This is a genomic window from Oryzicola mucosus (genome assembly GCF_014534685.1).
Lineage (GTDB): Bacteria > Pseudomonadota > Alphaproteobacteria > Rhizobiales > Rhizobiaceae > Oryzicola > Oryzicola mucosus.
This window is the reverse complement of sequence record NZ_JACVVX010000001.1, coordinates 799,168-819,195: the sequence shown is the minus strand read 5'-3', so window position 1 is coordinate 819,195 and position 20,028 is coordinate 799,168. Positions and strand designations below refer to the sequence as shown.

At 60.3% G+C, this 20,028-nt stretch carries 16 protein-coding genes; 3 read left to right on the top strand and 13 right to left on the bottom strand.

Annotation, left to right across the window (positions count from 1 at the left end; genetic code table 11):
- Positions 1-9: 9 nt before the first annotated feature.
- The 6 genes from scpA to ICI42_RS03815 all read right to left on the bottom strand — a co-directional run bounded on the left by scpA (position 10) and on the right by ICI42_RS03815 (position 7,713).
- A complete protein-coding gene (gene scpA, locus ICI42_RS03840) occupies positions 10-2,151 on the bottom strand; it encodes a methylmalonyl-CoA mutase (RefSeq protein WP_188163186.1) in 2,142 nt (713 codons plus the stop codon).
- Between the two features lie 99 nt (positions 2,152-2,250).
- The gene (locus ICI42_RS03835; RefSeq protein ID WP_188163185.1) at positions 2,251-4,254 is read right to left on the bottom strand and encodes an acetyl-CoA carboxylase biotin carboxylase subunit; all 2,004 of its coding nucleotides are present in this window, start codon (positions 4,252-4,254) and stop codon (positions 2,251-2,253) included.
- Positions 4,251-4,865, bottom strand: a complete 615-nt coding sequence (locus ICI42_RS03830; RefSeq protein WP_210316942.1) for an HXXEE domain-containing protein — start codon at positions 4,863-4,865, stop codon at positions 4,251-4,253. Before ICI42_RS03830 ends, ICI42_RS03835 begins: the two co-directional genes overlap by 4 nt.
- 7 nt (positions 4,866-4,872) lie before the next feature.
- Positions 4,873-5,250: a hypothetical protein gene (locus ICI42_RS03825; RefSeq protein ID WP_188163184.1), complete on the bottom strand. Its 378-nt coding sequence runs from the start codon at positions 5,248-5,250 to the stop codon at positions 4,873-4,875.
- 11 nt (positions 5,251-5,261) lie between these two features.
- The gene (yghU, locus tag ICI42_RS03820; RefSeq protein ID WP_188163183.1) at positions 5,262-6,173 is read right to left on the bottom strand and encodes a glutathione-dependent disulfide-bond oxidoreductase; all 912 of its coding nucleotides are present in this window, start codon (positions 6,171-6,173) and stop codon (positions 5,262-5,264) included.
- Between the two features lie 7 nt (positions 6,174-6,180).
- Positions 6,181-7,713: an acyl-CoA carboxylase subunit beta gene (locus tag ICI42_RS03815; protein ID WP_188163182.1), complete on the bottom strand. Its 1,533-nt coding sequence runs from the start codon at positions 7,711-7,713 to the stop codon at positions 6,181-6,183.
- A gap of 156 nt (positions 7,714-7,869) precedes the next feature.
- Between ICI42_RS03815 and ICI42_RS03810 the strand changes: the two genes are divergently transcribed.
- Positions 7,870-9,282 carry a helix-turn-helix domain-containing protein gene (locus ICI42_RS03810; protein WP_188163181.1) on the top strand — a complete coding sequence of 471 codons (1,413 nt, stop codon included), beginning with the start codon at positions 7,870-7,872 and terminating at the stop codon, positions 9,280-9,282.
- Positions 9,283-9,293: 11 nt separating this feature from the next.
- Here ICI42_RS03810 and ICI42_RS03805 read toward each other — a convergent pair whose 3' ends face one another.
- Positions 9,294-9,920: a hypothetical protein gene (locus ICI42_RS03805; RefSeq protein WP_188163180.1), complete on the bottom strand. Its 627-nt coding sequence runs from the start codon at positions 9,918-9,920 to the stop codon at positions 9,294-9,296.
- Between the two features lie 164 nt (positions 9,921-10,084).
- Positions 10,085-10,444: a DUF423 domain-containing protein gene (locus tag ICI42_RS03800; RefSeq protein WP_188163179.1), complete on the bottom strand. Its 360-nt coding sequence runs from the start codon at positions 10,442-10,444 to the stop codon at positions 10,085-10,087.
- Between the two features lie 172 nt (positions 10,445-10,616).
- Between ICI42_RS03800 and ICI42_RS03795 the strand changes: the two genes are divergently transcribed.
- Together ICI42_RS03795 and holA are read left to right on the top strand one after the other, a co-directional pair.
- On the top strand, positions 10,617-12,926 hold the full coding sequence (locus ICI42_RS03795; protein WP_188163178.1) for a Tex family protein: 2,310 nt from the start codon (positions 10,617-10,619) through the stop codon (positions 12,924-12,926).
- A 46-nt stretch (positions 12,927-12,972) separates the two neighbouring features.
- Complete coding sequence (holA, locus tag ICI42_RS03790) at positions 12,973-14,022, top strand: DNA polymerase III subunit delta (RefSeq protein ID WP_188163177.1); 1,050 nt, start codon at positions 12,973-12,975, stop codon at positions 14,020-14,022.
- Positions 14,023-14,032: 10 nt separating this feature from the next.
- Here holA and ICI42_RS03785 read toward each other — a convergent pair whose 3' ends face one another.
- The 5 genes from ICI42_RS03785 to mnmE form a co-directional block, all read right to left on the bottom strand.
- Positions 14,033-14,947 carry a ParB/RepB/Spo0J family partition protein gene (locus ICI42_RS03785; RefSeq protein ID WP_188163176.1) on the bottom strand — a complete coding sequence of 305 codons (915 nt, stop codon included), beginning with the start codon at positions 14,945-14,947 and terminating at the stop codon, positions 14,033-14,035.
- Positions 14,948-14,992: 45 nt separating this feature from the next.
- Positions 14,993-15,790: a ParA family protein gene (locus tag ICI42_RS03780; RefSeq protein ID WP_188163706.1), complete on the bottom strand. Its 798-nt coding sequence runs from the start codon at positions 15,788-15,790 to the stop codon at positions 14,993-14,995.
- 45 nt (positions 15,791-15,835) lie between these two features.
- On the bottom strand, positions 15,836-16,468 hold the full coding sequence (rsmG, locus tag ICI42_RS03775; RefSeq protein ID WP_188163175.1) for a 16S rRNA (guanine(527)-N(7))-methyltransferase RsmG: 633 nt from the start codon (positions 16,466-16,468) through the stop codon (positions 15,836-15,838).
- Positions 16,465-18,342: a tRNA uridine-5-carboxymethylaminomethyl(34) synthesis enzyme MnmG gene (gene mnmG / locus ICI42_RS03770; protein WP_188163174.1), complete on the bottom strand. Its 1,878-nt coding sequence runs from the start codon at positions 18,340-18,342 to the stop codon at positions 16,465-16,467. Before mnmG ends, rsmG begins: the two co-directional genes overlap by 4 nt.
- A 156-nt stretch (positions 18,343-18,498) precedes the next feature.
- Positions 18,499-19,818 (bottom strand): tRNA uridine-5-carboxymethylaminomethyl(34) synthesis GTPase MnmE, encoded by a 1,320-nt coding sequence (mnmE, locus tag ICI42_RS03765; RefSeq protein WP_188163173.1) that lies wholly within the window; start codon positions 19,816-19,818, stop codon positions 18,499-18,501.
- Positions 19,819-20,028 lie beyond the last annotated feature (210 nt).

The window sequence follows — 20,028 nt, the reverse complement described above, 5'->3', positions numbered from 1 at the left end:
CGTTATCGGTTAGATATTCCGGCGCTTGCCTTCCATCAGGTCGAGCACGGCGCGTGCGGCATCGAGCACGTTCGTGCCGGGGCCAAACACGGCGGCCACACCATTCGCCAGAAGGAAATCATAGTCCTGGCGCGGGATGACGCCGCCCACCACGACGATGACGTTTTCCGCGCCCTTGTCCTTCAGCGCCCGCACCAGCTGCGGCGCGAGCGTCTTGTGGCCGGCGGCAAGCGACGACATGCCCACCACATGCACCTTGTTGGCCACTGCCATCTCGGCCGCTTCCTCCGGCGTCTGGAACAGCGGCCCGGCCAGAACTTCAAAGCCGATATCGCCGAAGGCCGATGCAATGATCTTGGCGCCGCGGTCATGCCCGTCCTGGCCGAGCTTGGCGACCATGACACGCGGCTTTTCCTTCAGCGCGGCCGAAAGCTCGTCCAGCCGCGTTACCAGCGTCTGGAATTCCGGCTCACCCTCATAGGCCTTGCCATAAACGTTACGCACCACTTTCGGCACCGCTGCGTGATCGCCGAACGTCCTGCGCATCGCGTCGGAAATTTCGCCCACCGTCGCCCGTGCCCGCGACGCTTCGACGGCGGCTTCCAGCAGATTGCCTTCCCCGGTACGCGCCACAGTCTCCAGCGCGGCAAGCGCAGCCTCTACGCGGCCGGCATCGCGCTGCCGCCGCGTGCGCTCGATGCGGGCGATCTGCGACAGACGCACGGCGCTGTTGTCGATTTCCAGAATGTCGAGCTTGTCTTCCTGCTCCAGCCGGTACTTGTTGACCCCGACGATGACTTCATCGCCCTTGTCGACAGCCGCCTGGCGGCGGGTCGCCGCTTCTTCGATCAGCCGCTTGGGCAGGCCGGTGGCCACCGCCTTGGTCATGCCTCCCATCGCCTCGACCTCCTCGATCAAGGCCCAGGCCTTTTCGGCGAGCTCGTTGGTCAGGCTCTCGACATAGTAGGAGCCGGCCAGCGGGTCGACCACCTTGGTCACCCCGGTCTCGTGCTGCAGGATCAACTGGGTGTTGCGGGCAATGCGCGCCGAAAACTCTGTCGGAAGCGCAATCGCCTCGTCGAAGGAGTTGGTGTGCAGCGATTGCGTACCGCCGAGCGCCGCCGACATCGCCTCGAAGGCGGTGCGCACGACGTTGTTATAGGGGTCCTGCTCCTGTAGCGACACGCCAGAGGTCTGGCAATGCGTCCGCAGCATCAGGCTTGACGCCTTCTTGGGCTCGAACTCCTTCATGATGCGCGTCCACAACAGGCGCGCGGCGCGCAGCTTTGCCGCCTCCATGAAGAAATTCATGCCGATGGCGAAGAAAAACGACAGCCGGCCCGCGAATTCGTCGACATTGAGCCCCTTGGTCAACGCCGCGCGCACATATTCGCGCCCGTCTGCCAGCGTGAACGCCAGTTCCTGCACCAGCGTCGAGCCTGCCTCCTGCATGTGATAGCCGGAGATGGAGATCGAGTTGAACTTCGGCATCTCCTTCGAGGTGTATTCGATGATATCCGCGATGATCTTCATCGAGGGCTCTGGCGGATAGATATAGGTGTTGCGGACCATGAACTCCTTGAGGATGTCGTTCTGGATGGTTCCGGAAAGCTGCGCACGCGGCACGCCCTGCTCTTCGCCGGCGACGATGAAATTCGCCAGGATGGGGATCACCGCGCCGTTCATGGTCATCGAGACGGAGATCTTTTCGAGCGGGATGCCGTCGAAGAGTATCTTCATGTCCTCGACCGAATCGATCGCAACGCCCGCCTTGCCGACATCGCCGACAACGCGCGGATGGTCGCTGTCATAGCCGCGATGGGTGGCCAAGTCGAAGGCCACCGAGACGCCCTGCTGCCCCGCCGCCAGCGCCTTGCGATAGAAAGCGTTGGATTCCTCGGCCGTCGAGAAGCCGGCATATTGGCGGATGGTCCAGGGCCGTCCCGCATACATGGTGGCGCGCGGCCCGCGCAGGAACGGCTCCATGCCCGGCAGGCTGTTCACATGGTCGAGGCCTGCGATATCGTCGGCGGTGTAGAGGGGCTTGACGTCGATGCCTTCCGGCGTGTGCCAAACCAGCTTTTCCGGATCGGCCTTGATCTCGCGCTCGGCGAGCTTCTTCCAGGCGTCGATATTTTGGTTTTCGGTCATTGCTGTCCTACCTTGGACGAAAGGTTCGGTTGGCTTTCACCCCCCTCTGCCCGGCAGGACAGAGGGGGGTGCGTGCCAGCATAAACAACGCGACGACCATCACTCGAACTCCAGGATCAATTCATCGACCGCCAGGCTCTCACCCGCCTTGGCCGCGACCGTCTTGACCACGCCACGGCGCTCGGCGCGCAACACGTTTTCCATCTTCATGGCTTCGACGGTCGCCAGCGACTGGCCGGCCTCAACCGTATCGCCCTCGCCGACCAGAATCGACGTGACCACGCCCGGCATCGGGCACAGCAGCATCTTGGACGTATCCGGCGGCAGCTTTTCCGGCATCAGTTCGGCCAGCTCAGCCACGCGCGGGCTGCGCACCCGCGCCACCACGTCGATGCCGCGCCAGCGCAGGCGCCAGCCGCTGCCGGCAGGCTGCACCTTGATGCCGACCGTCCGTCCCTCGACGACGAAGCTCGCATGCGGCCGACCCGGAAGCCAATCGCTCGAAATGGTCAGCGGTGTCTCCTCGCCGAAGACAACCGTCGTCTTGCTGCCCTCATCGCGCACGGAAACCGGGAAGGAATGCCCGGCCAGCGTCACCACCCAATCCTTGCCCACCGTGCGTGGATGGTTGGCAAGCGCGCCTGACACCAGCACACCACGCTTCTGGGTGCGCAGATTGATCAGGCCCGCAACCGCAGCCAGTACTTTCGCCGCTTCCTCGCTCGGCGACACGCCTTGAAAACCATCGGGGAATTCTTCCGCGATATAGGCGGTGGTAAGCTCACCCTTACGGAAACGGTCCTGTTCCATCACCGCCGACAGGAATGGCAGGTTGTGCCCGATGCCCTCGACTTCGAAATCGTCCAGCGCCCGGCTCATCGCCCTCACCGCCGTCAGGCGGTCGGGCGCCCAGGTGCAGAGCTTGGCGATCATCGGATCGTAATACATCGAGATTTCGCCGCCCTCGAACACGCCGGTATCGTTGCGCACGACGGTGCCATCCTCTCGCCTGCCTTCCACCGGCGGCCGATAGCGCGTCAGCCGCCCGATCGACGGCAGGAAGTTGCGGAACGGATCTTCCGCATACAGCCGGCTTTCAATGGCCCAGCCGTTCAGCTTCACGTCGTCCTGGCGGATCGCGAGTTTTTCCCCGGCCGCGACGCGGATCATCTGCTCGACCAGGTCGATGCCGGTGATGAGTTCGGTGACGGGGTGCTCGACCTGCAGGCGAGTGTTCATTTCGAGAAAGTAGAAATTGCGCTCGCCATCGACGATGAATTCCACCGTACCGGCCGAGAAATAGCCGACAGCCTTGCCGAGTGCGACGGCCTGCTCGCCCATCGCCTTGCGGGTGGCCTCGTCGAGGAACGGCGACGGCGCCTCCTCGATGACCTTCTGGTTGCGGCGCTGGATGGAGCATTCGCGCTCGCCGAGATAGAGCAGGTTGCCATGCTGGTCTCCCAGCACCTGGATTTCGATGTGGCGCGGCTGGGTGACGAATTTCTCGATGAAGATGCGGTCGTCACCGAACGAGCTTTTCGCCTCGTTCTTGGACGATTGGAAGCCCTCGCGCGCCTCCGCATCGTTCCAGGCGATGCGCATGCCCTTGCCGCCGCCGCCGGCCGACGCCTTGATCATCACGGGATAACCGATCTGGCCGGCGATCTTCACCGCCTCCTCGGCATCCTCGATCAAGCCCATATGGCCTGGCACGGTCGATACGCCGGCCTCGGCCGCCAGTTTCTTGGAGGTGATCTTGTCGCCCATCGCCTTGATGGCGCGCACCGGCGGTCCGACGAAGATGACGCCTTCCTTGTCCAACGCCTCGGCGAATTTGGAATTCTCCGACAGGAAGCCGTAGCCGGGATGCACCGCATCCGCGCCGGTCTGGCGGATGGCATCCAGAATCTTGTCGATGACGATATAGGACTGCGCAGACGGCGCCGGCCCGATATGGATGGCCTCATCGGCCATCTTGACATGCAGCGCCTCGCGGTCGGCATCGGAATAGACCGCCACCGTCTTGATGCCCATCTTGCGCGCCGACTTGATGACGCGGCAGGCGATTTCGCCACGATTGGCGATGAGGATTTTTTTGATCATGAAGCCTCGGATGCTGAAACAAGCTGCGCCCGACCGTGCCGCGATAGGACATAGGCGACGATGAGCGCATGGAGAAGAACGGCAAGGCCAAGGCCGAGCAGGTGGTGGAACAGGGTGGCGTCACCGGTACCGTGAATGGTGAAGAGCGACCAAACCGCCAGCGGAACGAACAGCACTATGGCCGTGAGCAGGCCCGGGTTGTAGCGGCGCATCCGGACCGCCTGGGCAATATGGACGATGGCATTGACCAGTGTCAGATAGACGCCGATCAGCCCGTAGCCCAAGGACAGCGTCGCAGCCAACCAGATCGACAGCGCGTTGACGCCCCAGACGCCGGGAATGTTGATGACGAACACCGCAGGCGCCGACAACACCTCGCGTCCGCCGCCGATGACAGTATTGACGAAATCCGCGAAGCGGTTGGCGTCGTGCTCCTCATATTGGTGGATCATATAGACCGGCAGTTGAAGGAACACGGCGAGCATCGCCAGCGTCCACTGCGCGGCAAGGACCGGCGTCAGCACGAGCAGCAGAATGCCGGCGAGAAAACCGCCATACACCCAATGCCGATAGAGCCTGTCCATCATCTCGATTTGACCTCTGGCCGGCATGCCATCGTCACACCTCAAGCACGTCTTGGAAGGCTTCGGGAATGGTCTGCCGCGCCACGCTCTCGTCGATCTTCAACATGGTTTCATAGGACGACGGATCGAAAGCGCCGTCCGCCGCCACGACCTCCCGGCCCAGCAGCGCGTTCAGCCGACCTGCATCGAGATTGCCGCGCTCGAAAGGCTCGGCGCCGAAATGGTGCCACAGCGCATGCAAGAAGGCTGCGTCGACGAGGTATTCCGGCGACCCCGCGCGCGCCTTGCGCGGCACGGCCTTCAGCGGGGTCACGCCGCGTGGATTGGCCCGACGGATGGTGAACTGGAATCCAGTGCCCGGCATGCCGGAGGGAAACCCCCGGTGCTTGGTCATGTCGGGCAGCTTTCCCATTTCGTCGCTCCTCAGGCCTTGCCCAGCTTGTCCTGGGTCTTGGTTTCGAAATCCGAAGCGTCGTGCCGTTCGTGCAACTGCGTCGCCGGATCGCCGGAGGTCTTGTTGACCATGGTGCCGCGCTTGACGCCCGTCCGCTCGCCCACCTGCCTGGTCCAGCGCAGGACATGGGTATAATCTTGCGTCGCCAGGAAAGTGCCGGCATCCGCATAGGAATCGTCGGTCGCCAGCCGGCCGTACCAGGGCCAGATCGCCATGTCGGCTATGCTGTAGTCCGAGCCGGCCATATATTCGTGCTCGGCGAGATGACGGTCGAGCACGTCCATCTGCCGCTTCACCTCCATGGCATAGCGGTTGATAGCATATTCGATCTTCATCGGCGCATAGGCGAAGAAATGGCCGAAGCCGCCGCCCAGAAACGGCGCCGAGCCCATCTGCCAGAACAGCCAGTTCATAGCCTCCGTCCGCGCGCGTAGCTCGGTCGGCAGGAAGGCACTGAATTTTTCGGCGAGATAGACTAGGATCGATCCGGACTCGAACACCCGAACCGGTGCGCCTCCGCCCTTGGGGGCGTGATCCATCAAGGCTGGAATCTTCGAGTTCGGGTTGACTTGGACGAAGCCGGAACCGAACTGGTCGCCATCGCCGATCTTGATCAGCCAGGCATCGTATTCGGCGTCGGAATGACCCGCCGCCAGAAGCTCTTCTAGCATGATCGTGACCTTGACGCCGTTGGGCGTGCCCAGCGAATAGAGCTGCAGCGGATGCTTGCCAACGGGCAAATCCTTGTCATGCGTCGGCCCGGCAACCGGTCGGTTGATCGAGGCAAAGGCGCCGCCATTGGCGCCCGTTGGCGACCACACCGCGGGCGGCACATAGCCGGCAGGTAGATTTTTCTCGGGCGGAAATTTTTCGTCACTCATGATAGCCTCACAGCGGGATGGTGTCGTGTTTCTTCCAGGGCGCGTCGAGCTTCTTGCCGCGCAGGGCGGCGAAGGCGCGCGCGATACGCTTGCGCGAGGAATGTGGCATGATCACCTCGTCGATGAAACCGCGCTCGGCCGCCTTGAACGGGTTGGCGAAATTGACCTCATATTCCTTCGTCCGCGCCGCGATCTTCTCGGCGTCGCCCAATTCCGAGCGGTAGAGGATTTCGGTCGCGCCCTTGGCACCCATGACGGCGATTTCGGCAGTCGGCCAGGCATAGTTAATATCGGCGCCGATATGCTTGGAAGCCATCACGTCATAGGCTCCGCCATAGGCCTTGCGCGTGATCAGCGTCACCATCGGCACGTTGGCCTGGCTGTAGGCGAACAAAAGCTTCGCGCCGTGCTTGATGACGCCGCCATATTCCTGCGCCGTACCGGGCAGGAAGCCGGGCACGTCGACCAAGGTCAGGATCGGGATCGAGAACGCATCGCAGAAGCGCACGAAACGCGCCGCCTTGCGCGACGAGTCGATATCCAGGCACCCTGCCAGCACCATCGGCTGGTTGGCGACCACGCCCACCGTCTGGCCCTCGATGCGGACGAAGCCGGTGATGATGTTGCGGGCGAACGCTTCCTGAATCTCGAAGAACTCCGCCTCGTCGGCGATGGCCAGGATCAGTTCCTTCATGTCGTAGGGCTTGTTGGCGCTGTCGGGGATCAGCGTGTCGAGCCGCATCTCCAGCCGGCTCGGATCGTCGTAGAACGGCCGTACCGGCGGCTTTTCGCGATTGTTCAGCGGCAGGAAGTCGAACAGCCGGCGGATTGCCTCCAGCGCCTCGACATCGTTCTCGAAGGCTCCGTCGGCGACCGAGGATTTCTGCGTATGCGTCCGCGCGCCGCCCAACTCCTCCGCCGTGACGATCTCGTTGGTCACAGTCTTGACCACATCGGGACCGGTGACGAACATGTAAGACGAATCCCGCACCATGAAGATGAAGTCGGTCATCGCCGGCGAATAGACCGCGCCGCCCGCGCATGGCCCCATGATGACCGAAATCTGCGGCACCACGCCCGAGGCGTCGACATTGCGCTTGAACACATCGGCATAGCCGGCGAGCGAGGCGACGCCTTCTTGGATGCGCGCGCCGCCCGAATCGTTGAGGCCGATTACCGGCGCGCCGTTGCGCACCGCCATGTCCATGATCTTGCAGATTTTCTGCGCATGGGTTTCCGACAGCGATCCGCCCAGCACGGTGAAGTCCTGGGAAAAGACATAGACCAGCCGGCCGTTGATTGTGCCCCAGCCGGTGACGACGCCGTCGCCCGCCACCGTCTGCTCGGCCATGCCGAAATCGGTGGTGCGGTGGGTGACATACATGTCGAACTCTTCGAACGATCCCTCGTCGAGCAACACGTCGAGCCGTTCGCGCGCCGTCAGCTTGCCCTTGGCGTGCTGGGCATCGATGCGCTTCTGTCCGCCGCCCAGCCGTGCCTCGGCGCGGCGTTGTTCGAGTTGTTCAAGCACTGCGCTCATATTATGCCTCAGCTTAGGGTGACGGCAAAAAGCCGCCAAAATTCATGCGGAACGGGCTGCTGTGCCATAGTCCTATTGTCGCCTCGCGAAAACAGTTGATCGTGTGCAAATGCATAATGTACAAATTTTAATCCTGAAAATTGCGAAATTGCAAACATGGCCCAGCGTAAGCTCTATATCGGCAGGAAAGTGCGCGAATTGCGGGAGGCGCACAAGACTACGCAGGCCAGTTTCGCCGAGCGCATCGGCATCTCGACCAGCTATCTCAACCAGATTGAAAACAATCAACGGCCGGTTTCCGCCTCTGTTCTGCTGGCGCTTGCTGAAAAATTTCAGATCGACATCGGCGAAATCTCGCAGGGCGACGGCGATCGCATGCTGTCGGCGCTCTCCGAGGTGCTCAACGATCCCTTGTTCGAGAACATCGCCTTCAACCAGCAGGAACTGAAGCTGGTGTCACAGAACGCACCGGCCTTTGCCCGTGCCCTGATCGCCTGCCACGAGGCCTATCGGCGCAATGGCGAGCAACTCGCCAGCCTCGACGACACGCTTGGTCACGGCTCCGCCATTGCCGAGCCGACGCCTTATGAAGAGGTGCGCGACTTCTTCCACTTCGTCGACAACTATATCCACACGCTCGACCTGTATGCCGAAAAGCTGGCGGTCGAGCTCGGCATCGGCGAGCGCGACACCAATGCCAGCCTGTCGGCTCATCTGGAAAAGCGGCATGGGGTGCGCATTACGCGCGCCGATCCCGGCGAGACCATCCTGCGCCGCTTTGATCCCAAGGCGGGCGTGCTGTTCCTCAGCCCCTATCTGCCGCTCGCCACCCGTAACTTCCAGACCGCGGTGCAGATCGCCGAACTCGAAATGGAGGCCGAGGTCGGCGAGATTGCCCGTCGTGCCGAATTCCGCACCGCCGAGGCTTTGGAAATTTGCAAGATGGGCTTGCGCAATTACTTTGCCGGCGCACTAATCCTGCCGTACCAGGCTTTCATGGCCACGGCGCGCAGCCTGCGCCACGACCTCGAACTGCTCGCCGCCCATTTCGGCGCCAGCGTCGAACAAGTCGCTCACCGCCTCTCCACCTTGCAGCGGCCGGGCCATAAGGGCGTGCCGATCTTTTTCGCGCGGCTCGACCGCGCCGGCAACATCACCAAGCGCCACAGCGCCGCTAAGCTGCAATTCGCCCGCTTCGGCGGCGCCTGCCCCTTGTGGAACGTCCACCAGGCCTTTGAGACTCCCGGCCGGATTATCCGCCAATTGGCCGAAACTCCCGACGGCGTGCGCTATCTCTGCATCGCCACCGAAATCGCCAAGGGCTCTGGGGGATTTGCCGCGCCGCATCGTCGCTACGCCATCGCGCTTGGCTGTGAAGTCGCCTATGCGCAGGATTTCGTCTATGCCGACGGCATGGAGATCACCAACCGCACCGCCTTCGACCCGATCGGCATCTCCTGCCGCATCTGCGAGCGCACCGCTTGCCAGCAGCGCGCCGTCCCGCCGCTGAAACGCCGGCTCATGATCGACAAGGATGTTAGGTATCCGCTGCCGTATAGGATCGGTTAAGGGCATTGCCGTCATCGGTACAGAGCGGCCAGATAGGTAGCTCCATTTATACTCGTAGCATCGGAAGCTTTAAAATCTTGATCAGAAGATGAGTATGAATAGATGCTATCGAGCTGCGTTCTGGTATCGATGGTGCGAACGACGTCTTCAAGGCGATTGGAACGCAGATAGTGTCCGGCATCACTGCCTTGTAAGAAATCGGTATCCACTCGAAAATAAATTCGAATTGGCCCACTTTTTATATTGAGCAGAATGTCGTCGCTGATAGCGCGCAAAGTGACGATGGTGTCGTTTGGACTCCAGACGTCTTGAAGCAGGAACTCTGAAGGTTTTGTCGCATTGTCAAACCCGTCGAGCGTCATAGCCAACATGTCGTCCACTATAACCTCAAAATCGCCATCGAGACAGTCTGCGTATTCAATCTGGAACCATTCTATTCGATGGGGAACATCCTCTGCGAAGGAGATTTCGAGCTTATTGTAGCACCAATAGAGCGGAACGGTCTGGTCCGAGGAAAGAATAAAACGATCAGGTCCGCCCAAGACCCTCGCGACATCCATGAGCGTCATGTCTGCGGAAATTGGGCCGAGACGACCGGTCTGGAGGAACTTGCGAAATGAAACGAGATTGTTTGGCAATGGTTTACTTCACAGTAAATGGCGGTTGGTGACCGACACTATCCAGATGCCTATAGCAGTCGAGAGCAAAACTGTTCTGCGCGGGCTTCCCCTTCTCGGCAGCGGTAGATCGGGCAAAAGGACGAGCCTTGAAGGACGCGCGGTTACAAATATGCCAGGTAAAATTAGCCGGCTATTTTTTTAACCGGAACTAGCGCGGAAATCGCCACAAGCAGCCATCCCATAATCAAACCTGTCCCTCCGATTGGAGCGGCGAAGGGGAACAGCCGCGTACTGATATACTCCCGCGCCATCAGGTCGCCGCAGAAAATGGCGAGCCCGGCAAACAGCACCCAGCATGCCAGCGCCATGAATGTTCCACGTGGAACAATCGACAAGGCTATGAAGGCCGGCGCATGAAACATCAGGAAGTTTGCAACCGTGCCGACATTGGCCCCGCCGCTATGCGCCGCGGCCGCAGAGAGCGCCACACCAAGCGCGCCGCACAGACCGCCCAAAGCTAGAAACACCCTGTCCGCCGCCATCGTCAGCTCCTTGTTACGCTGTTTTCTTCTAGCGCCAAAGATAAGTCACTGCCTCGTGCCAATTGCCGCATCGCGGACATCTGTGGAATCGCTCAGTCAGGAATCGATTCGGCATTTGGCCTCGCCCTCGCAAGCGACTAAGGTCGCACCGCTTCAACAGGTTCGGATACTTATGGCTTCAGACACCAGGCGCATCGCCACCCTTATCGCAGCCGAGATCAAAGCCCGGCCAGAACAGGCCGCTGCAGCGATCGGGCTTCTCGACGAAGGCGCGACCGTTCCCTTCGTCGCCCGTTACCGCAAAGAAGTCACGGGCGGCCTCGACGACACGCAATTGCGCACCCTGTCGGAGCGCCTTGTTTATCTGCGCGAACTCGATGCCCGGCGCAGCTCCATCGTCGACTCCATCACCGGTCAGGGCAAGATGACCGACGAACTGGCCGTGAAGCTCGCTGCGTCCACGACCAAGGCGGAGCTCGAGGATATCTACCTCCCCTATAAGCCCAAGCGCAGGACCAAGGCGGAAATTGCCCGCGAGCGCGGATTGGGGGCGCTTGCCGATGCCATCCTTACCGACCGAAGACTGGCGCCAGCCGAACTTGCCGCCGCCTACATCACGGAAGCGGTGCCGGACGTGAAGACGGCGCTGGAAGGTGCGCGCGACATTGTTGCAGAGGGCATGACGGAGAATGCCGACCTGCTGCGTGCCCTTCGCGCCCACATGAAGGACAGGGCCGTGCTGCGCTCTCGGGTAGTCGACGGCAAGCAGGAAGCCGGCGCCAAGTTTTCCGACTATTTCGACCATGTCGAAAAATGGTCGACTGTCGCCGGCCACCGCGCGCTCGCCATGCTGCGCGGTCGCAACGAGGATTTTCTGGCGCTCGACATAGAAGTCGACACTGACGACTCAAGCCCGGTCAAGCCGGTCGACCGTATCATCGCCGCCGCCTACAGGATCGGCGGCAGCGAGCCCGGCAATGTCTGGCTCCGGGAGGTCGCAAGCTGGACCTGGCGGGTAAAACTATCGCTATCCCTGTCGCTCGACCTGATGCGCGACCTACGCGAGCGCGCCGAGGAAGAGGCTATCCACGTCTTCTCGCGCAACCTCAAGGACCTGCTCCTCGCAGCCCCCGCCGGCTCGCGCACCACCATCGGGCTCGACCCGGGCATTCGCACCGGCGTCAAGGTGGCCGTCGTCGATGGCACCGGCAAGCTGCTCGACACCGCCACCGTCTATCCCTTTCCGCCGAGAAACGACCTGCGCGGCGCGCAGTCGGAACTCGCCTCACTGATCCGCAAGCACAAGGTAGAGCTTGTCGCCATCGGCAACGGCACCGGCAGCCGTGAGACAGAACGGCTGGTCGCCGACATGCTGACAGACCTGCCTGCCCCCAAACCCACAAAGGTCATTGTGTCCGAGGCCGGTGCATCGGTCTATTCCGCCTCGCAGGCGGCGGCGACCGAATTCCCCAATCTCGACGTCTCGTTGCGCGGTGCGGTGTCGATCGCCCGCCGCCTGCAAGATCCCTTGGCAGAACTGGTCAAGATCGAACCAAAGTCCATCGGCGTGGGACAGTATCAGCACGATGTCGACCAATACCGCCTCGGCCGCTCGCTGGAAGCCGTTGTCGAGGACGCGGTGAACGCCGTTGGCGTCGATCTCAACACCGCCTCGGCTCCGCTGCTGGCCCGGGTCTCCGGCCTCGGCGCCTCGCTGGCCGAAGCCGTCGTCGCCTATCGTGACCGCACCGGACCGTTCCAGACGCGCAAGGGCCTGATGGAGGTACCTCGGCTAGGCCAGCGCGCCTTCGAGCAATGCGCCGGCTTCCTGCGCATCCGCGACGGCAAGGAGCCGCTGGACGCCTCGTCCGTTCACCCCGAGGCCTATGGCGTCGCCAAGAAAATCGTTGCCGCCTGCGGCCGCGATGTGCGCGCACTGATGGGCGACAGCGCCGCCCTCAAGACGCTCGACCCCCGCGTCTTCGTCGACGACCGGTTCGGCCTGCCGACGGTCAAGGACATTATCGCCGAACTGGAAAAGCCGGGCCGCGACCCGCGACCGAGCTTCAAGACCGCGACCTTCGCCGACGGCGTCGACGACATCAAGGATCTCAAGCCCGGCATGCTGTTGGAAGGCACGGTGACCAACGTCGCCGCTTTCGGCGCCTTCGTCGATATCGGCGTGCACCAGGATGGGCTGGTCCATGTTTCCCAGCTTGCCGACCGTTTCGTCAAGGATCCGCACGAGGTGGTCAAGGCCGGCGACGTGGTCAAGGTGCGTGTGGTCGAGGTCGACGTTCCGCGCAAGCGCATCGGGCTGACCATGCGCAAGCAGGCGGATGGAGGTGCTAAGCCCGAGCCGCAACAGCGTGACAGGCCGGGCTCGTTCAAGCCGTCCGCAGCCAAACCCAAGGGCCAACAGCCGGCAGCGGCGCAAGGCTCCTTCGGCTCGGCGCTGGCCGACGCCTTCAAGCGCAAATAGCGAAAAAAGCCATGCGGCCCTAGCCGGCCGTGTGGTACGGAGCGGCATGGCACAGAAGAAAGCTCACGAGGTCGAATCCTGGCTGGCCCGGCCATCGTCCGAGGTCTCGATCGTCCTGCTCTACGGCCCCGATCGTGGGCTGGTCTCGGAACGCGCTAGAATTTTTGCCGAAAAGTCCGGGTTGCCACTGGACGACCCGTTCTCCGTCATCAAGCTTGATGCCTCCGAGATCGACAAGGATGCCGGCAGGCTGATCGACGAAGTACGCACCGTGCCGATGTTTGCCACGCGGCGCCTTGTCTGGCTGCGCAATGCCGGCATCCAGAAGGCTATCTCGGATGCGGTAAAGCTACTCGCGGCCGAACCCCAGCCAGACGCCATCGTGCTGATCGAGGGCGGCGACCTGAAGAAGGGTGTGGCGCTGCGAACGGTGGTCGAGGGCGCGTTCTGTGGCATGGCGCTGCCGTGTTACGCCGACGAGACACGCGAGATCGAAACCATCATCGACGATGAGATGCAGAAGGCTGGGCTTTCCATCAGTCTGGACGCCCGCCAGGCGCTTCGCGCCAATCTCGGCGGCGACCGGCTTGCGTCGCGCGGCGAGGTGCAGAAACTAGCGCTCTACGCCCTCGACAAGGGCGAGGTCACGCTGGACGACGTCAAGTCCATGACGGGGGATGTCGCAGCGCTGTCCATGGACGAAGCGATAGATGCTGCCCTGGATGGAGATATTCAGACCTTCGACACCGCCTTCACCCGCCAGTGCCAGACGCCCAGTCAAGCCGGGCAGTTGCTTGGCGCGGCGATACGCTATGTCCAGTCGCTTCATGCTATGCGTGGCGAGATGGAAAAGCGCCTGAGCAGCGCATCGAGCGTCGTGGCTGCCCAACGCCCACCAGTGTTTTACGGTCGAAAAAAAGCGGTGGAGCGAGCGATCACACGCTGGAACGGCGAAGGCCTCGGCCGGGCACTGGAGCGGTTGCAGGCGACGACTTTGCAAAGTCGCCAACGCGCGGACCTTGCAATTGCACTAACGCGCCAGGCTCTACTCGCGCTCGCGGTCGAAGGCGCGCGCCGGGCCCAACGCAGCCGCTGATTACCATCTCTCAGAGTTCGCGGACCCGCGGCGTGCTGACAGTAGCCTCGCTGCCCTTCAGGCGCCGGCAGACATCGTCGAGTTGTTCCAGCGACGTGTAGGCGATCTTGATCTCGCCGCCCTTCTGCTTATGGGCGATGGCGACCCGCATGCCGATAACGTCCGATAACAGCTTTTCCAATGCGATCGTGTCAGCGTCTTTTTCCGGGCGCGCACGAACAACATCCGCATCCTCTTGCCGGTCGACAGGCATCTGAACCAAAGCCTCTACCTGCCGGACGGAAAGCCCTTCCTCGACGATCCGTTTTGCCAGGCCGGCTGGATCGGCAGTTGTCACCAGCGCGCGCGCATGGCCAGCCGACAGGTCGCCATTGACCAGCATATCGCGAATGACCGCTGGAAGCTTGAGCAGCCGCAGCGTGTTGGCGACATGGCTACGGCTCTTGCCGATCACCTGACCGAGATCAGCCTGTGTATAATTATGATCGTCAATGAGTTGCTGGTAGCCGGCCGCCTCTTCAATCGCATTGAGATCAGCGCGCTGAACGTTTTCGATAATCGCGAGTTCGAGCGCGGTCCGATCGTTGACTTCACGGACAATGACCGGGATTTCAGAAAGACCCGCGCGTTGCGATGCCCGCCACCGGCGTTCACCAGCTATAATTTCATATCGGCCGGTCTGGCCCGCAGCTGTCCGGACCACGACAGGCTGGACGAGACCGTGCTCGCGAATCGACTGGGCCAGATCGGCCAATTCCGTCTCAGGAAAAGTGCGGCGAGGATTCTTAGGGTTGGGCGTGATGAACTCGATCGGAACCTTCCCGTCGGCGGGCGCCACCGGCGCCTGTTCCGCAGGCTTGTCCATCTCGCCGATCAGGGCGGCTAGACCGCGGCCAAGCCTTTTCCGGGAGATATCTTCGTTCATCTTGTCATCAACCATTGCTAAGCTTTTGTTTCGAGTCCGAATCGATCATGCCGCACGCAACTTGCGTTCACGTCGGATAACCTCAGACGCCAATTGCAGATAGGCTTGGCTGCCTGAACATTTCAGATCATAGAGAATGGCCGGCTTGCCGTAAGAAGGGGCTTCAGAGATGCGGACGTTGCGAGGAATAACAGTCTCGTAGACCTTTTCCCCCATATGCGCCCGCACATCGTCTACCACCTGGTTGGCGAGATTGTTCCGGCCGTCATACATGGTGAGGACGATGCCCTGGATAATCAAATCAGGGTTGATAGAACCTCGGACCTGATTCACTGTCTCAAGAAGCTGGCTCAAGCCCTCAAGGGCAAAGAACTCGCATTGCAAGGGAACGAGCACCGAATCTGCAGCCGCCATCGAATTTAAAGTTAAAAGATTCAACGATGGAGGGCAATCGATGAGTACATAGCTGAAACCAACGCCGCGCGCCGTGGCCGCACGCAATGCATTGCGGAGCTTGAGCACGCGGTCCGGCTGGGAGGCTATTTCCATCTCCACGCCGAGAAGATCCATGGTCGAAGGGATGAGAAACAGACCGGGAACCGCCGTCGCCATCACCGCCTGCTCAATATTAAGCTCTCCAGTCAGAACATCATAGGACGACACGGGGCGGTCGCGTCGATCAATGCCAAGCCCGGTGCTAGCATTACCCTGAGGATCGAGATCGATTACCAGCACCTTTTCGCCAATAGCCGCGAGCGCTGTCGCAAGGTTGATTGCAGTAGTGGTCTTACCCACTCCGCCCTTCTGATTGGCGACGGTTATGATTCTTGGACGAATATTCATACGTTTGCCTGCCGGCTCGGTTTGACCATTCATGAGATTTGCAGCCTAAAGCCTGCGCAGATTGCGAATCTCGAGGACAACGCTGTCAGCATCGATCCTGCCCGTGTGTTCTACCAGATCGAATCGCCAGTGATGAGCGCTTTCTACCAGCTCAGCGCGATAATCCCGGCCTTTATGGAAGAAGGCGACCGCCCCGGACGTCAGCCAGGGACTGGAAAGATCGAGTAAAAGCGGCAAAGGCGCCAAGGCACGGGCAGTGACAACTTCCGGCGCCGCGACGTTCTTAACTGCATCCTCGATTCGGACCGGATGAACTGTTGCGGGGAGGTCGAATTCACCAATCATCGCCTGGAGAAACCCGCATTTTTTACGGTTGCTCTCGACAAGATCGACCCGAGCCCCATCCCGTTGCCGTAGAAGTAGGGCCAGAACGAGCCCTGGAAAACCACCGCCCGAGCCGAGATCCAGCCATCGAGTAGCAGGGCCGGCAAGAGGAAGAACCTGCGCACTGTCGAGAATGTGTCGCTGCCAGATGTCCGAAAAGGTCGAAGGTGCTACGAGATTGATTCGATTTGCCCATTTCAGGAATGATGATTTGAAGAGAGTCAAGCGCTCGAATGTTTCACGTGAAACTGGCCCGGCTATATCCACCAGGCTTTGGAACGATTCACTTTTCACGCTGCCACACCTTGCTCAGTAAGTCGTTCGTGATACCGAACAGAAGCAAGGATAATGGCCAGCGCCGCCGGCGTCATTCCCTCAATTTTGCGGGCAGCCGCCAAGCTCGTGGGCTTATGAAACAACAGCTTCTGACGCAGCTCATTGGAAAGCCCGGGCACATCGTCGAAAACGAGAGTATGCGGGATGAGCCGCTCTTCTTCCTTCAGCAATAGCGCAGCATCGTTACGCTGCCGATTCAAATAGACGAAATATTTCGCTTCCGTTTCAATAGCCTCAGCGGTCTTAGCGTCCAAGTCTGATAAAGCATTCTCCACAGCGGAAAGACCTGACAGTTCCACCGACGGATAGGCCAGCAACTCGTATAAACTGCGCCGCACGCCATCCTGGTTGACCTCAAGGCCGTATCGGCGCGCTTCGTTCGGGGAGAGGACGCGTGCTTGTAGCAATGACCGGGCGTGAGCGAGACGAGACTGTGTCGCGCCAAATCGCAGAGCGCGCGCTTCCGATACTATACCGAGGCCTAAAGCCAATGGCGTGAGCCGTTCATCGGCATTATCCGCGCGCAGAGAGAGGCGAAATTCTGCACGGGATGTGAACATGCGGTAAGGCTCACTGACACCCCGCGAGGTGAGATCGTCGATCATTACCCCTATATAAGCTTCCGTGCGGCTCAACCGAAATGCTGAAGAGCCGCCGGTAAGGCGCGCCGCGTTTATGCCTGCTACGAGGCCTTGGGCAGCAGCTTCTTCATACCCAGTCGTGCCGTTGATTTGTCCCGCCAAGAACAATCCAGCGACGCGTTTGGTCTGAAGACCAGCATCCAATTCGCGCGGGTCTATATGGTCGTACTCGATGGCATAGCCGGGTTGCAGGATCGTCGTATGTTCTAGCCCAGGAATAGACGCGACAAGGTCGCGCTGAACGTCCTCTGGCAGCGATGTCGATATCCCATTCGGATAGACGGTGTCGTCATCGAGGCCTTCAGGTTCAAGAAATATCTGATGACCGTCACGATCACCGAACTTGACGATCTTGTCTTCGATGGACGGGCAATAGCGCGGCCCCACCCCTTGAATCGAGCCGGAATACATGGCCGAACGATGCAGATTGTCACGGATGATCTGGTGGGTGCGCCCCGTCGTCCGGGTGACGCCGCATTCAATTTGCCGATTGAGAATGACATCCGTCATCAGCGAGAAAGGCATTAGGCTTTCATCAGCTGCCTGTGTTTCGAGCTGTCGCCAATCGATCGTTCGTCCATCGAGCCGGGGAGGGGTCCCGGTCTTGAGTCTTCCCAAGGAAAAGCCAGCGCGCTTCAGCGTCTGCGAGAGCCCTATGGACGGGTCCTCGTTCATCCGCCCGGCCTTGATTTTACGCTCACCGATATGGATTAAGCCATCGAGAAACGTGCCGGTGGTCAGCACAACGGCACCGCAGGAGAGGCGACGGCCATCCGAAAGCACGACACCAACAACACGCCCGTCTTTGATATCGATGTCAAACGCTTCGCCTTCTATAACCTCAAGGCTTTCCTGCTCAGCAATAGCGGCCTGCATAGCATCTTTATAGAGCTTCCGATCCGCCTGCGTTCGCGGGCCTCGGACCGCTGGACCCTTTCTGCGATTAAGCAAACGAAATTGAATGCCGGCAGCATCTGCAACGCGCCCCATCAAGCCGTCCATCGCGTCGATTTCGCGAACGAGATGTCCTTTGCCGAGACCGCCAATGGCCGGATTGCATGACATCACACCGATGGTATGACGGCTCATCGTGACCAGCGCGGTGCGTGCGCCTGCCCGTGCGGCGGCACTCGCTGCCTCACAGCCTGCATGTCCACCGCCAATAACGATCACGTCGTGTTTCTTGCTCATAGATCGATTCCTACTTGCAGGAGACATGTCGCCTCTTAGCGGCCAAGTCAAGGCGACGCAGGTTTCACGTGAAACACGTGACTCCCTATGGTTGTAATCTCACGCTGAAATGAACTAGTTCAGCTTGGCAGATGACTGCGTGTTTCACGTGAGTCATCACTTTCCAACGCAAAACTGGGAAAAGATAACGTCGAGAAGGTCTTCCACGTCCACCGCCCCAGAGATGCGGCCAATAGCATCGGAAGCCTGCCGCAAATCTTCAGCTTTCAGTTCCAACGGCTTTGTTTCATCAGCCAAAGCTTTCTGAACTGCTACCTCAGCCTCTCTTAGCAACTCCACATGCCTGAGCCGCGAGGGCAGAACATCCCCTCTATCTCCAAGAGATGCACTTGCGCGAGCGGAGATCAGGGAGCGAAGTATTTCGAGCCCTTCTCCCGTGACGGTCGAGATCAAACAGTCATGCTCGGCGGTCACTGGCCGAGGCCTTGGGATATCGATCTTGGAGCCGATAAGAAGGACACCTTCGCCTTCATATGGCAGGGGATCCGAAAGGTCGTCCACCTCGCGGATGTATAATACAAGATCGGCTTGTTCAGCCCGCCTTCGTGCCCTTTCGATCCCGATGCTCTCGACTTTCCCTGCTCCATCACGAAGACCGGCAGTGTCTGTCAGCCGAACCTTGATTCCATCAATATCCAGAGTCGTCTCAACGAGATCTCGCGTGGTCCCTGGTTCATCTGTAACAATGGCGGCGTCTCGCTCCAGCAATGCGTTCAGGAGGCTGGACTTCCCAGCATTTGGAGCCCCGACGATGACAACGTCAAAACCCTCCCGAATAATTTCCGCACGCCGGAAGCCTGTCGTGTGGCGTTCTATCTCTCCCGCCAGGGTTTCCATATCTTGCCAGACACTATCGGATACCGAACCGGGAACGTCTCCTTCATCGCTGAAATCCATTTCCGCTTCGATCATGGCCCGCGCGTGGATAAGCCGACGTCGCCAGCCGCTGTAAAGATCGGCCTGTACACCGGACGAATTTTGAACAGCAAAACGGCGCTCCGCCTCTGTCTCAGCGGAAATCAGGTCGGCCACCGCTTCAATGCCGAGAAGGTCCATCTTGCCGTTGAGAAATGCTCGACGGGAAAACTCGCCGGCTTCCGCGTGGCGGCAGCCAGGAAAAGAAGAAAGGCACTGCAAAACAGCAGCAACGACAGCTCGACCGCCATGCACATGAAATTCTGTGACGTCCTCGCCGGTAAAACTTCCCGGCGCTGGAAAGAACAGTGTCAGTCCGTGATCGATGATATTGCCGCACAGGTCTCTCAGCGCATTGTAACGCGCCTGACGTGGGACCGGCAGAGAGCCAGAGATCGTTTCGGTGACGAATCGACAATGAGGCCCTGACACACGGATAATCGCAACACCGGAGGGCAGATGCCCGCTCGAGAGCGCAAAAATCGTTTGTTCAAACTGCATGCCGACTTCTCTGTCTGTAAACCGCGGCATGCGACGAGCATCACGTGCCTTACCATCTTGCCGCAACGTTCTATGAGTTCAGCCCTGAATTGTCAGCTGCTGAACCCGAGTTTCGCAAGACATTGGATCGTTATCATTGTCCAATCTTCGCAAATGAAGCATCGCAGTGTCGCAGCGGCTTGTTTCGGTAGCGAATCGAAATGCCAAAGA